The 14,290-nt window shown below is 32.1% G+C and carries 10 protein-coding genes and 3 pseudogenes; 7 read left to right on the top strand and 6 right to left on the bottom strand.

The genetic code is table 11. The annotated features are described in order from the left end of the window. Positions 1 to 131: 131 nt before the first annotated feature. From ABID96_RS00350 to ABID96_RS00335, 4 genes and pseudogenes are all read left to right on the top strand, one after another. Positions 132 to 821 (top strand): response regulator transcription factor, encoded by a 690-nt coding sequence (locus tag ABID96_RS00350; protein WP_192603635.1) that lies wholly within the window; start codon positions 132 to 134, stop codon positions 819 to 821. After that, positions 818 to 1,823 (top strand): annotated as a pseudogene (locus ABID96_RS00345) (sensor histidine kinase). The gene ABID96_RS00350 and the pseudogene ABID96_RS00345 overlap by 4 nt, the downstream one beginning before the upstream one ends. 103 nt (positions 1,824 to 1,926) lie before the next feature. Beyond that, positions 1,927 to 2,688, top strand: coding sequence for an ABC transporter ATP-binding protein (locus ABID96_RS00340; RefSeq protein WP_192603637.1), 762 nt, complete (start codon positions 1,927 to 1,929; stop codon positions 2,686 to 2,688). Then, positions 2,678 to 4,625, top strand: a pseudogene (locus ABID96_RS00335) (FtsX-like permease family protein). Before ABID96_RS00340 ends, ABID96_RS00335 begins: the two are co-directional and overlap by 11 nt. Before the next feature lie 68 nt (positions 4,626 to 4,693). Here the strand turns inward: ABID96_RS00335 and ABID96_RS00330 are convergent. Then, positions 4,694 to 4,831 (bottom strand): annotated as a pseudogene (locus ABID96_RS00330) (4-hydroxythreonine-4-phosphate dehydrogenase PdxA); the annotation flags it as partial. Positions 4,832 to 4,936: 105 nt separating this feature from the next. On the opposite strand from ABID96_RS00330, the gene ABID96_RS00325 reads away from it, so the two are divergent. Further along, positions 4,937 to 5,605 carry a YdeI/OmpD-associated family protein gene (locus ABID96_RS00325; RefSeq protein ID WP_192603639.1) on the top strand — a complete coding sequence of 223 codons (669 nt, stop codon included), beginning with the start codon at positions 4,937 to 4,939 and terminating at the stop codon, positions 5,603 to 5,605. 177 nt (positions 5,606 to 5,782) lie between these two features. On the opposite strand, the gene ABID96_RS00320 is transcribed toward ABID96_RS00325, so the two are convergent. Then, positions 5,783 to 6,679: a TetR/AcrR family transcriptional regulator gene (locus tag ABID96_RS00320; protein WP_192603640.1), complete on the bottom strand. Its 897-nt coding sequence runs from the start codon at positions 6,677 to 6,679 to the stop codon at positions 5,783 to 5,785. A 183-nt stretch (positions 6,680 to 6,862) separates the two neighbouring features. Here ABID96_RS00320 and ABID96_RS00315 point away from each other — a divergent pair, with 183 nt between their 5' ends. After that, on the top strand, positions 6,863 to 8,380 hold the full coding sequence (locus tag ABID96_RS00315) for a DHA2 family efflux MFS transporter permease subunit (RefSeq protein ID WP_192603641.1): 1,518 nt from the start codon (positions 6,863 to 6,865) through the stop codon (positions 8,378 to 8,380). Positions 8,381 to 8,479: 99 nt separating this feature from the next. Here ABID96_RS00315 and hisD read toward each other — a convergent pair whose 3' ends face one another. Both hisD and ABID96_RS00305 read right to left on the bottom strand, forming a co-directional pair. Next, on the bottom strand, positions 8,480 to 9,745 hold the full coding sequence (gene hisD, locus ABID96_RS00310) for a histidinol dehydrogenase (protein ID WP_377896496.1): 1,266 nt from the start codon (positions 9,743 to 9,745) through the stop codon (positions 8,480 to 8,482). 132 nt (positions 9,746 to 9,877) lie between these two features. Further along, a complete protein-coding gene (locus ABID96_RS00305; RefSeq protein WP_192603643.1) occupies positions 9,878 to 10,864 on the bottom strand; it encodes a LacI family DNA-binding transcriptional regulator in 987 nt (328 codons plus the stop codon). Positions 10,865 to 11,035: 171 nt separating this feature from the next. Between ABID96_RS00305 and ABID96_RS00300 the strand changes: the two genes are divergently transcribed. Then, positions 11,036 to 11,944, top strand: a complete 909-nt coding sequence (locus tag ABID96_RS00300) for a Gfo/Idh/MocA family protein (protein ID WP_192603644.1) — start codon at positions 11,036 to 11,038, stop codon at positions 11,942 to 11,944. A 153-nt stretch (positions 11,945 to 12,097) separates the two neighbouring features. Here the strand turns inward: ABID96_RS00300 and ABID96_RS00295 are convergent, their stop codons facing one another. After that, complete coding sequence (locus tag ABID96_RS00295) at positions 12,098 to 12,787, bottom strand: response regulator transcription factor (RefSeq protein WP_192603645.1); 690 nt, start codon at positions 12,785 to 12,787, stop codon at positions 12,098 to 12,100. Next, complete coding sequence (locus tag ABID96_RS00290) at positions 12,784 to 14,259, bottom strand: sensor histidine kinase (RefSeq protein ID WP_192603646.1); 1,476 nt, start codon at positions 14,257 to 14,259, stop codon at positions 12,784 to 12,786. The genes ABID96_RS00295 and ABID96_RS00290 overlap by 4 nt, the downstream gene beginning before the upstream one ends. Between the last annotated feature and the right edge of the window lie 31 nt (positions 14,260 to 14,290).

Here is a 14,290-nt window from a genome sequence, read left to right as displayed (position 1 = left end):
AAAGCTCATTTCTTATACAGAAATGAGCTTTTATTGTGTTGACAACCATTATAAATACTAACCGTTTATGGCAATCAGTTTAGTTTTACTTTACAATTAATGGAAAAGACTTAAGAAGTGTGGTGAACCTTTTGTTTAAACTTTTATTAATTGAAGATGACTCGTCTCTTTTTAACGAAATAAAAGATCGATTATCTCAGTGGTCATATGATGTCCACGGAATATCTGATTTTAGTAAAGTGTTTCAAGAGTTTACTGAAATTAAACCAGATTTAGTCATCATTGATATACAGTTACCTAAATACGATGGATTCCACTGGTGTCGAATGATACGATCTCATTCAAATATACCAATTATCTTTTTATCTTCTCGAGATCATCCGTCTGATATGGTCATGTCTATGCAATTGGGCGCTGATGATTTTATGCAAAAACCATTTCACTTTGATGTTTTAATTGCCAAAATACAAGCGACTCTTAGACGTGTTTATAACTATAACACTGAGAAAATTGCATTAAAAACTTGGTGTGGAGCAACAGTCGACTATGAGAAGAATACCGTTTCAAATGAAACAGGGTTAATAGAGCTAACAAAAAATGAGATATTTATTTTAAAGCTGTTAATAGAACAAAAGAATAAAATCGTTAGCCGCGAAGACATCATCAATGACTTATGGGACGATAAGCGTTTTATTAGTGATAATACACTTACTGTAAATGTAAATAGATTAAGAAAAAGATTGGATGAAATTAATTTAGGTCGATTTATTGAAACCAAGGTGGGACAAGGCTATATCGCCCTTGAAGAGGAATATCAATGATTAAAAGATTTCTCTTAGAAAGATTAAGTTGGATTGCTTTATTTGTTTTACTTCAACTTTTTTTACTATTTGTCGCATCTATTGATACAGCTATTCCTTTTACACCGATTCTTTATATTGTCTTTTTATCAATTGTCGTTTTTATCTTTTTTTTGGTTTTTACGATATCCAAAGGAAACAAGATTTTATAGAAGCCTTATTGAACGCGAAGATAATCTTGATTTGACGGGATTAGCTGAACCAGAGAGTCCTTTTGAACATTTGGTTGAGACAAGTATTACAAATCAAACAGAACAGTTAAAAAAAATTGCATTATATAATCAAACTGCATTAGAACAAGAAAAGGATGAGCTTCTGTCTTGGATCCATGAAGTGAAAACACCATTAACTGCAATGCATTTAATGTTTGATCGATTGCAAGACGAAAAATTAAAAACGCATTTAACTTTTGAATGGCTACGTATTCATTTTTTACTAGATCAACAGCTTCATCAAAAAAGAATTCCTTTTATCGAAAACGACTTGTATATTGAAAAACTACAGTTAGAACCTATCATATTTACTGAGATAAAAACTTTACAGTCATGGTGTATACAAAAAGGAATTGGATTTGATATACAACTTGAAGAAACCGAAGTGCTAAGTGATGGAAAATGGCTTTCTTTCATTATTAGACAACTATTAACGAATGCAGTTAAATACAGTAATGCATCAGATATTATAGTTAGTAGCAAACTAAAACATGATCATATGACTCTTACGATTAAAGACTTTGGTCGAGGGATTGATTCAAAAGATTTACCAAGAATATTTGATAGAGGTTTTACTTCTACTACTCAACATCAAGACAATGCAGCTACGGGAATGGGATTATATTTGGCGCGGAAAGCCGCACAATCATTATTAATCCAAATTGATGTCAGTTCAGAATTGGCAAAAGGAACTGTCTTCACTTTAACGTTTCCAAAACAAAATGAATTTGTAAATATTAAAAGCATGTGACAAAATTGTCACATGCTTTTATTGATTGTTCGCTTAATCAAAGGAAACAACTAAGAAAAACTTCTATACTAAGTTTATCGATATAAAAGGAGTGTGGAGATGAATGAGTATTTTAGAAGCTAAGAAAATCCATAAAAGTTACGGAAATAAGTTTAATAAACAAGAAGTATTAAAGAGTTTAGATATTACGATTGAAAAAGGTGAATTCGTAAGCATTATGGGAGCATCTGGATCAGGTAAAACGACTTTACTAAATGTTCTCTCTTCAATTGATAAAATTAATGGCGGAACAATCACGATCGAAGGTACCGAAATTTCTGGAATGAAAGAAAAACAATTAGCAGAATTTCGTAAAAACTATTTAGGATTTATATTTCAAGAATATAACTTACTTGATACGTTAACAGTCAAAGAAAACATAATATTACCTTTAACAATTACAAAGGCAACTCCAACCGAAGCTGATCAAAAGTTTGAAGCAGTTGCAAAAGAATTAGGTATCTTTGAGTTAAAAGATAAATATCCTAATGAGATTTCTGGAGGACAAAAACAACGTACTTCTGCAGCTCGAGCATTTATTCATGAGCCAAGTATCATCTTTGCCGATGAACCAACTGGCGCATTAGATTCAAAATCTGCATCAGATTTACTTAATAAACTAAGTGAACTAAATGAAAAAAGAAAAGCAACAATTGTTATGGTTACTCATGATCCTGTAGCTGCAAGCTATTGTCATAGAGTCATCTTTATAAAAGACGGACAAATTTATACTCAATTACACAAAGGCAATGATACAAGACAAAACTTCTTCAAAGACATCATGAAAACACAAGGTGTGTTAGGCGGGGTGCAAAATGAGCATTAATCAACTCATATTCCGTAATTTAAAGAAAAACCTTAAAAACTACTACTTATATGTATTTGCATTAATATTTAGTGCAGCGCTATACTTTGCATTTGTTACTTTGCAATATGATCCTTCAATGAATGAAACAAAAGGATCAATTAAAGGTGCTGCGGCAATTAAATCAGCATCAGTTTTATTAGTAGCAATTGTATCTATTTTCCTTCTATATGCTAACAACATTTTTATTAAAAGAAGAAGTAAAGAAATTGGACTATTCCAGTTAATTGGTATGACAAAAGATAGGATTTTTCGTATTTTAACAGTTGAAAATTTTATCCTATATTTTACTTCTTTAATCTTAGGGATTCTGCTAGGTTTTTCAGTTTCAAAATTAATTATTATGATTTTATTTAAAGTTACAGGCATTAATGCAATCGCAACACTTCACTTTTCGGGTCGCGCATTAATACAAACGATTATTGTCTTTTTGGTCATCTATTTATTCATTATGTTAATGAATTATACCTTTATTAAAAGACAAACTATCTTATCTTTATTCAGAGTGGTCTCCTTAACAGAAGGTAAAGTAAAGAAAATGTCTGTTTTTGAAATTATCATTGGAATTGTGGGGATTATCTCAATTATCTCAGGCTATTTTATTTCATCGAAGCTATTTGGCGGAGACTTTACTTCAACAATGGAGCTATTTTTAGCAATGATTTTTATTTTAGCTTCTGTTATTATCGGAACGTATTTATTCTATAAAGGCTCAGTACGATTTATATTAAATATCATCCGTAAGAGTAAGAATGGTTATTTAACGATCAATAATGTATTGTCACTATCATCAATTATGTTCAGAATGAAATCAAATGCACTATTATTAACGATCATCACGACTGTGTCTGGATTAGCTATTGGTTTATTATCTTTAAGTTATATTTCTTATTATTCAGCTGAAAAAACTGCAGAAAATAATGTACCTAACAATTTCTCTATTACTAATGCAAAAGACGCTGATCAATTTACGGACGCTTTATCAAAAAATAATATTAAATTTACTGAAAAGCAGATTGAAGTTATCCAAGTTAGTGCAAATTTAGATAGCATTTTAGAATCAAAGCTTGATGCGTCTGCTATGAAAAGTTCAGATAATTTACCGATTCCAGTCATTAGTGAAAACTCGGTTAAAATGAACTTATCTGAAGAAGAAACAGTTTTTACAGGCTACAATGATTTATTGCAACGCTTTATGACGTTAAAAGAAAGTGGTCACATTAAATTTAATACTCCACATGAAGAGATACCACAATCATATATAGGATTAAAGAAAGACTATATTATTTCTAATTATTTTACGAGCGGCGGTTTTCCAACTGCAATCGTTGATGATAAGGTTTTTAATAAATTAAAAGCAGATATCGATTCATCTATTCAAAGAGATTCGACAATCTATATCGGTATTGATATTAATGATGAAAAAAATCTCGTTAAAGCAAATGAAATCTTTAATCAAAATAATTTAAATGATGGATATATGAATAGCTCTCGACTTGAAATCAGTAATGAGCAAAAACAAACAATGGGATTAATTATGTTTATCGTTGGATTTTTAGGTTTAGCATTCTTAATCACTTCTGGTTGTATTTTATACTTTAAACAAATGGATGAAAGTGTTGATGAGAAACCAAATTATACGATTTTAAGGAAGCTTGGATTCTCACGTTCAGACTTAGTTAAAGGAATTCGCTCAAAGCAAGTGTTTAACTTTGGTATTCCATTAGTCGTTGGCTTACTTCATAGCTACTTTTGCAGTTCAATCTGGTTGGTTCCTATTTGGAACGGAAGTTTGGACGCCTATGATTATCGTTATGGTTCTTTATACAGTGCTATACTCAATTTTTGGTATTTTATCTGTGTTTTATTATAAAAAAGTAATAAAAGATGCCCTATAATTATCTTTTCATATATTTTCAACACAGTAAAAGCTCCAGTCATTTAAATGAACTGGAGCTTTTACTTATTACGCTCTTTTTGGCGCTAACTCTATTGCTTGGCGAATTGCTTCTTGTAAACTCTTTTCATCAGCAATGCCTTTTCCTGCAATATCGAATGCAGTTCCATGGTCAACACTAGTACGAATGATCGGCAATCCAACTGTTTCTCTACAAAAAATTTAATTTATCGATACATTAATTTTAAGTGCAGCTTTATAATAGTTTTATGAAGAATGAAATTGATGCGGTCCAATACGAGGTGGATACTGATGAGTAAAACAATAGTAGAAAAACTAAACTTGCAAAAATATAATAAGCTAGCTGTTTTACAATTACCAAGTGGTGCAAATTATTTTGAGCAATTAGCAAATTATGACACAAGCTTAGTAGAAGAAACTTATGACTTAATTTTTGCATTTGTATTTGATATGGCGTCTTTGAAGGCGCTCGTAACAAAAGTCATTGAACACAACTACTTACATAAAAATAGTTATTTATATTGTGCCTATCCTAAAAAAGGTAACAAAGTATATTCAACATATATACATCGAGACGATTTATTTGAAGGTTTGGGTGCAGATGAAGCCGGTTTTATAGGAACAAGTAATATTAAATTTGCTCGTATGGTAGGATTGGATGAGACCTTTACTGTTGTAGGTTTTAAAGAAGATTCTCGTAGCAAAGTCCAGTCTTCTACTAAAGCAAGCCAATGTGTAGATGATTATATTGAAATGATCCCTTTCATCGAAAAGGATTTAGAAGCAAGACCAGATTTATTAACATTTTTCCAATCTCTTACTCCTGGTTATCAAAAAGATTGGGCTAGATATGTTTATAGTGCGAAACAAGAAAGCACTAAAACCAAAAGACGTGAAGAAATGAGAATGATTTTAGGATTTGGTTTTAAAAGCGTGGATTTGTATAAACGAAATAAATAAAATAATACAACATGAATAGTTTTTAAAAAATAAAAGGGTGCCTCTTGGTCAACATCATCGGCCAAAGAGACACCCTCTATTTATGTTTCTTACCCATTATATTAATAATATCCCTTTCTAAAGAGAAAAAGTAGAAAGACAGTCTATTTTGTACCACCTGTTTAGTTCACAATAAGACTACTCTATTGGGTTTTTACTTTTTATATTTAATGCTACTAATTGATGCAATTTTTGTAATTCCTTTTCTTCAAAGAAAGGTTGCGCTTTATTTAAAGCAACTAGTGTACTTTCAATTAAAAATTTACGTGGAGTTTTTGTATGGTTGCATTCATTATGAATAAATTCCAGTAACTCTTGGTATTTCGCCTGCTCCTCACATTGAGTGAGCTTTTTTTTCATTTTGCAAATACATTGGTTTAACTCCTGTTGAATTGTAACATTTGTCTTACTAGCAGGAATCCAATTTTTTAGTAATTCAGGCTTAATTAATTGCTCCCCAGCCAATGAAACCTCTTCAACGATTTTTACAAGTCGTTCTACACTATATTTTACTACTTGATGAACACTTAAATCTAATTCATCGGCTAAATCAGTGTACTTTATATTGTGATGTAAGATTCCAATAAACATAATGGCACAATCTAATAAATAAGGCTCTTTACTTTCACCAAAAATATCTAAAAATCGAGCGTATAACCAGTTAAGCATTTTAAAATTACCTTGTTTGATAAAATGCTTTACATCTATATCGTTAATAAAGATTACTTCTTCGAAAAGAGTAAATAATTTATTATTTCTATTTGTCTGCAAGATCAATTCCATTTGTTTAATAAAAATATTTATATTTGAAGGCTCTTGACCAATAAGCAACTGATTTCGTTCTTGTTCAAGTTTTGAGTAAATCATCTGAAAAAGTGCGACTAATAAATCACTTTTGGATGAAAAATAGTTATAAAAAGTTCCTTTTGAGATACCACTGTATTCTAAAATATCTTGTATTGATGTTGCTTGATATCCTTTTTCAATAAATAATTCATGGGCTATTTTTATGACACGCTGCTTTCTATCGTTCATTTAATCACCTTTAATTCCCAATAAATTTCTGTTTAAAACACATAGTACATTATTTTATCAAATTAAACTAGTAGAAACATTAGAGATTTTTAATTGAAACATTTGTAACAATGGTATATCATATAAACTTATATGGAAATACAGTTCAAAAAAATATACTACAGGTACAAAGGAGGGGGATTCATGGTACAGTCCATGGAAAAACGTCCACCATACGGGATTATTACAATCTTGATGATCGGGGCTTTTATTGCATTCTTAAATAATACTTTACTTAATATCGCATTACCTTCAATTATGAAGGATTTAGATGTAGAGCCTTCTACAGTTCAATGGTTATCTACTGGATACATGTTAGTTAATGGTATCTTAATACCAACTACAGCATTTTTAATCCAAAAATACTCAGTTAGACATTTATTCATTGCGGCAATGCTTTTATTTAATATTGGTACACTTACGGCAGGATTTGCGCATATTTTCCCTCTATTATTAACAGGACGTATGATTCAAGCTTCAGGATCAGCAATTTTAATGCCTTTGTTAATGAACGTTATGTTAACAAGTTTCCCTATCGAAAAAAGAGGAACTGCAATGGGATTCTTTGGACTTGTTATGATGGGTGCACCAGCAATTGGTCCAACATTATCTGGTTGGTTAATCGAGCATTACGATTGGAGAATGTTATTCCATTTCGTTACACCTATTGCTCTAGTCATTCTAATTATTGGCTTTTTCTTACTAAAAGATAAAAAAGAAAAAGTAGTTAGTAGATTAGATCTTCTATCTGTATTGCTATCAAGTTTAGGATTTGGTGGATTATTGTATGGATTTAGCTCAGCTGGAAGTAAAGGCTGGGATAGCCCATATGTATATGTAACACTGATTGTCGGAGCAATTTCATTAGTTTTATTTATCCTTCGACAACTAAAACTTGATAAACCAATGTTAAACTTTAAAATTTACCGATATCCAATGTTTGCCTTATCTTCAGCGATTTCGATCGTAGTTACTATGGCAATGTTCTCTGCAATGATGCTTCTACCAATTTACACTCAAACACTTCGTGGAATTAAGCCATTTGATGCTGGTTTAATGCTTCTACCAGGTGCACTTTTAATGGCAATTATGTCACCAATTACAGGTAAATTATTTGATAAAATTGGTGGGAGAATACTTGCGGTCATTGGTTTAGCTATTATGACAGTAACAACTTACTTCTTAAGCAAATTAACTTTGGATACAACTTATACACACTTAATCATCTTATACTCATTACGTATGTTTGGTATGTCTATGGTAATGATGCCTGTTTCAACAAATGGATTAAATCAATTACCAAAACAATTTTATCCGCATGGTACTGCAATGAATAATACACTTCAGCAAGTATCTGGTGCGATTGGTACTGCATTATTAGTTACAATCATGTCTAACCGTACAGAATCATATGCTAAGGATTTGGCTGCGGATGCAATGAAAAATGTAACAACTAAACCTTCACCTGAAATGTTAGCTCAAATTAAACAAGAAATTACAGCAAAAGCAATGTTAGAAGGAATTAACTTCTCATTCTATGTAACAGTCTTTGTTGCACTTGTGGCATTGGTCCTTGCATTCTTTATTAAGCGAGCAACACCAGCTGAAGAAATAGTAGAACAACCAAATACAACATTAAATAAAAAACTAGCTGAAAATTAAAAAAGAAAAAGTTCAACCTTATATGGTTGAACTTTTTTTGTTCTTTTACATAAGTAACCTGTCATTACTTTAAAGTATTACTTCTCCCCACCGTTTCCATTATCTTCGTACGCGTAATAATGCTTGCTCTGCATGACCTGCGAAGTTTTCAATCATGCATAGTCGTGCAGCATATTCTCCAATGTAAGCTGTCGTTTCAGGGCTCACTTTTTGATAAGTTACTGTTTTCATAAATTTCCCTACCCAAAGTCCACCTGTATAACGAGCAGCACCTTTCGTTGGAAGTGTATGGTTTGTACCAATTACTTTATCTCCATATGCAACATTTGTTTCTGGACCTAAAAATAAACAACCATAATTCGTCATATTTTCTAAGAAATAATTTGGATCTTCTGTTAATACCTCTACATGTTCAAAAGCAAGCTTATCTGCTTCAATTACCGCCTCTTCAATGCTATCAACTAATAAGATTTGCCCATAATCTTTCCATGAAACACTCGCCACATCGGCAGTTGGAAGTATTTTAAGCTGTCTTTCAATTTCTTCAAGTGTTTCATTTGCAATTCTTTGGGAAGTCGTAATTAATACGCAAGGTGAAGTTGGACCATGCTCACCTTGACCAAGAAGATCAGTTGCAATAATTTCGCCATCTGAAGTATCATCGGCAATCACTAATGTTTCAGTTGGACCCGCAAATAAATCAATTCCTACACGACCGTATAATTGACGTTTAGCTTCTGCAACAAATGCATTACCTGGCCCTACGATCATATCAACTGCTTCAATTGTTTCAGTTCCAATTGCCATAGCTGCCATAGCCTGAATTCCACCTATTAAATAGATCTCATCTGCACCTGCCAAATACATTGCTGCAATTGTCGCATTTGGAATTTTCCCATTTATTGGTGGTGTACATGCAATTACTCGCTTCACACCGGCAACCTTTGCCGTTAGTACACTCATATGTGCAGATGCCACCATTGGGTATCGTCCACCTGGAATATAGCAACCAACACTATTCACAGGAATATTTTTATGTCCTAAAATAACGCCAGGAATATTCTCTACCTCAACGTCATGAAGCGATGCTAATTGTACCTCAGCAAATTCACAAATATTTTTTTGTGCAAATTTTATATCTTCAATTACTTCTTTTGGTACTTCAGAGATGATTTCTTCAATTTGTTTACTCGATAAACGGAAGTATTCTGGTGACCAGTTATCAAATTTAATCGAAAACTCACGAACTGCTTCATCACCACGAGTTTCAATCTCTTTAATTGCTTTTGCTACTATTTTTGAAACTTCCAAATCATTTTTGGATACTTCCTCTTTCGATTTACCAGCTTTAATTACCTTTACCATTACAAATACCTCCTTTATTCTCTTTTGCATACGTATTCATTTTCAATTAAAAGAAAACGCATTCACTTTTGAATACGCATGCAATGATACTATATGTAGAGAATATTCTTAAAATAACAAAAAGTCAACACTTTATGTTGTACTTCTTTCAATTAGTTGACCCTCGATTTCTATATTTCCAGCTATGCCAGTATAATTATCAATTTCCTCCATCACATAATTTACGGTTTTTTCAACCATCTTAGATATTGGTTGTTCCCACGTTGTTAAATTATAAATTGGCCAATTTGTCATAGCTATATTATCAAATCCAACTACTTTCGTAGCTAAAGGAACTTCAATAGAATGTTTACGAAGCGCATCTAATACTCCCATAGCCATGATATCGTTTGCTACGAAAAATGCTGACGGAATCTCACCTTTTTGTACAATACTCTTTGCTGTTTGATAACCACCTTCATAAGAATAATCAGATTCATATATTTTATATTCTACTTGGTACTTATCTAATGTCTCAATAAAGCCTTGTTCACGATCCCTACTCGTTGACGTGTTTCGATCACCTGAAATATACACCATATTTGAGCAGCCTTTTTGATGTAAAAAATTAGCTATTTGGCGACTCGCATCTAAATTATTAGTACAAACAGACAAGAAATCATTTTTTTCTGTTTTTCGATTAAACAAAACTAGTGGAATTTTACTTTTCTTAATATCATTCGTCACCGTTAAGGAAAGCATTGCATCTGTAATAATGATACCTGCAACATTATAGTTTAATAGCATATCTATATCTTCTTTTTGAATTTCTTCATTATTCGTTTGAACAAATAGAATACTATAACCTAGCTTTTTAAAAGCTGTCGTAAACTCTTTTAAAACCTGTGGATAGAAAGGATTTTCCACTCCCTTCATAACAAGCCCAATAATTCTAGTTTTTTTTGTGATTAAACTACGAGCAAATTCATTTGGATTATATCCTAATTCTTCTGCTGCTGATAAAACCTTATTACGAGTCTTCTCAGAAACAGGTGTCCCACCAAAAAACACTCTTGAAACAGAAGACTGTGAAACACCTGCTAGTTTAGCAACATCTTTTGCATTAACCCCATTTATCATGATTCATAACCAACCTTATCTTAAATTACGTATAATTATTAATTATACTATCAATTAGGACTAAAAAAATAGAGTGTTCTGACTACTTATTCCCTTACTCTTTCTTCCTTTTAGTAAAGTACACTTACTTATAGTAAAATACTTTCATTACGTATTATGTGGGGTGGAAAAATGAAAATTGGGATCATTGGATTAGGTGATATTTCTAAAAAAGCTTACTTACCTGTTCTATCAGAAAGAGAAGATCTAGAGTTGGTGCTTTGTACTAGAAATGCGAAAACATTAAATCAATTAGCAAAAAAATACCGAATACATGAAACTGCACTGACTGTTGAAGAATTGCTTACAAAAAATATCAATGCTGCATTTATCAGCACCGCTACAGAGGCTCATTTTGAGATAGCCCAAACGCTACTTAAAAACGGAATTCATGTATACATAGATAAACCTATTTCAATGATTTATGCAGAAACAGTACAAATCGTCGAGCTTTCAAAAAAAGTAGATAAAATTGCAATGGTTGGTTTTAATCGAAGATTCATTCCAAGAGTCAAAGAGCTAAAGGAACATGGAAAACCAAGCTTAATGATTATGCAAAAAAATAGATTTGCATCACCTGACTATACTAGAAGATTTATTATAGAGGATTTTATTCACGTCGTGGACACACTTAGATATTTGATGGATACAAAAGTGATTGATATAAAAATTGAGTATCTAAAAAATGAAGAAAAGCTTGACCATATCGTACTTCAATTAATTGGAGAACAATGTACTGCAATCGGAATTATGAATAGGAATAGCGGCGTAACAGAAGAAACAATTGAGTATATGGTCAATCAGCACAAGTTTGTAGTGAACAGTCTTGTGGAAACAACCCATTATCATCGTGATGAAGTTAATACAACCAAATTTGGTGACTGGGAGCCTACCCTATATAAGCGTGGATTTTATCAAATAGTTGACCATTTTATTGATTGTATAAGACATAATAAAACACCTAATCCTTCAATTGGTGACTCATTGATTACGCATGAGATATGTGAAAAAATTGTTGAGTATATTGAGAATCGTAATTAAGTTTTAGATTATTTAAAAGATCGATGCTCTCAATTATAGGATGGTTTCTGTGGGGCTAAAGGTGGTGCATCACCGTTCGCGCAATTGCGCCTGTGGGGTCTTGCTTATCCCGCCCCACAAGAATTTCAATCAAGTCACTTCTCCGTTTTTCATTTAAATAGTAAAACGATATCCTGCACCCCAAACTGTTTCAATATATTGTGGATTCGCAGGAGTTATTTCGATTTTCCCACGAATCTTTCGAATGTGTACTGTAACAGTAGAAATGTCTCCCGCTAAGTCGAATCCCCAAATCAGTTCAAACAGTTCTTCCTTACTAAAAACTCGATTAGGATGCTTTGCAAGAAAGGTTAATAGTTCAAACTCTTTTGCAGTTAGATTAACTTCCTTATTATTAACATAGACTCTCCGTGATGCTTCCTCTATAATTAACCCTCTAATTCGAATTTCTTTTTTTTCAACTTGCTTGTTGCCACTCAATCTTTCATAACGCGCTAGATGTGCCTTTGCCCTCGCTACAAGTTCACTCGGACTAAATGGTTTAATGATATAATCGTCCGCGCCAAGGCCTAGACCTCTAATTTTATCAATGTCTTCTTTTTTAGCTGATACGATTAATATAGGAATTTCTTTTACAGCGCGAACTTGACGACAAATCTCAAATCCATCTACGTGAGGTAACATTAAATCTAAAATGATTAAATCGTAATCTATTGAAAGTGCTTGGTTAAGCCCTTCCTTTCCAGATGTGACCAATTCTACGTTAAATCCATTGATCACAAGATAGTCTCTTTGAAGTTCGCCGATACTTGGATCATCCTCAATTATTAATATCTTTTTCAATTAACTTCCCTCACTTTTTTTGCATATTGAAGTGTAAAAAATATGCTCGTTCCTTTCTGTAATTCACTTTCTACCCAAATTTCTCCACCATGTTCATGAATGATTTGTTTAGAAATAGCTAAACCAAGTCCACTTCCACCAGTTAAAGCATTTCTAGCATTATCTGCTCGATAGAATCGATCAAATATATGAGGTATAGAAGTTGGTTCTATTCCATTACCATTATCCCTTATTTCAATTTTAATAAATTCATTAGTATTTTCTATTGAGAACTCTATAATTTTCTCATTACTTTTCATATGTTTAATTGAATTCTGAATGATATTAACGAATACTCTCTTTAATTTCTCTCTATCTGCAATAACCAATTCTTGGTTGTTTTCATTTATATGAAAGCGTACTTCGATACCCTGTTCTTCAAATTCCCAGCTTAGTTCCTCTATAAAATAGTTAATGTAACGTACCATATCTATTTCTTCAAAATTAAACTGTATCTTCTTTAAATCTAATTTTGAAAATAGAAATAGGTCATCAATCAAAGCATCCATATCAGTTGCTCTATTATATATTGTTGAAAGATAACTCTCCATTTTTTGAGGAGAATCAGCGACTCCATCTTTGATACCTTCTACATATCCTTTAATGGCTGTGATAGGTGTTCTTAAATCATGGGATATATTTGAAATAAGTTCTTTTCGGTTTTCCTCATATTTTAACTGTAGATCTATTGATTCCTTTAGCCTCTGACGCATTTCTTCATAAGCTACACTTAGCTGTCCAATTTCATCATTTGATCTTGCTGTCACTTTGAAATTTAGGTTTCCATCTCTAATTTTTTGTGTAGCTAGCTTTAACGCAGACAAGGGTGTTACGATACTTTTTGTTACCAGGAAGTTTAATATGCCATTCGTTACAATTAATAATATAAGTAAAACACCAATTAAGATTGGAAATAAATTCTTAGATAAAGCCACGTATGGACTAACTTTCTTTATTACAAAAATGCTACCTAAATCTTTATCATTAAAATAAAAATCAAATTTTACATAAGAAAAATAATACTTACCGTAACTAATTGTATCTCTAATATGAATATTTGAAGGTTCAAATCTCGGAAGATTCTTCACACTATGGATAGATTTTAATTTATCTGTCTTATAAACAAACGAATCTCCCTTTCGAATAATAAGGGCTGACTGTACGTCCTTTAACTGTTCATCATATGCCTTTAAAGTATCTTCATCTAAGAGTTGTTCAGGTTGTTTCAACGCTAAATATTTCAAATCTAAAAATACACTTTCTTCTTGAGCCGTTATAGGTTTATGTGAATAATGATTTGCAAATAAGTGTTTGATACTACCCATATCTCCTGTTATAGCTAAAATCATTAATAACCCCGATATAATAAATAGTCCAATAGTTACGACTAGCATAGCTGTATAAGATAATAGCATTCTCAATCGGATTGACATGCAATCCCCCCTAATTAGATCAAACTTAAAA

This window comes from Gottfriedia sp. OAE603, assembly GCF_040543965.1.
Taxonomy (GTDB): domain Bacteria; phylum Bacillota; class Bacilli; order Bacillales; family Bacillaceae_G; genus Gottfriedia; species Gottfriedia solisilvae.
Note: the sequence above shows the minus strand (reverse complement) of the source record. Positions and strands in the feature narration are given on the sequence as shown.

Coding starts and splice junctions, on each gene's coding strand:
- ABID96_RS00340 (WP_192603637.1), top strand. CDS start 1,927: ATGAGTATTTTAGAAGCTAAGAAAATCCATAAAAGTTACGGAAATAAG.
- ABID96_RS00325 (WP_192603639.1), top strand. CDS start 4,937: ATGAGTAAAACAATAGTAGAAAAACTAAACTTGCAAAAATATAATAAG.
- ABID96_RS00320 (WP_192603640.1), bottom strand. CDS start 6,679: ATGAACGATAGAAAGCAGCGTGTCATAAAAATAGCCCATGAATTATTT.
- ABID96_RS00315 (WP_192603641.1), top strand. CDS start 6,863: ATGGTACAGTCCATGGAAAAACGTCCACCATACGGGATTATTACAATC.
- hisD (WP_377896496.1), bottom strand. CDS start 9,745: ATGGTAAAGGTAATTAAAGCTGGTAAATCGAAAGAGGAAGTATCCAAA.
- ABID96_RS00305 (WP_192603643.1), bottom strand. CDS start 10,864: ATGATAAATGGGGTTAATGCAAAAGATGTTGCTAAACTAGCAGGTGTT.
- ABID96_RS00300 (WP_192603644.1), top strand. CDS start 11,036: ATGAAAATTGGGATCATTGGATTAGGTGATATTTCTAAAAAAGCTTAC.
- ABID96_RS00290 (WP_192603646.1), bottom strand. CDS start 14,259: ATGTCAATCCGATTGAGAATGCTATTATCTTATACAGCTATGCTAGTC.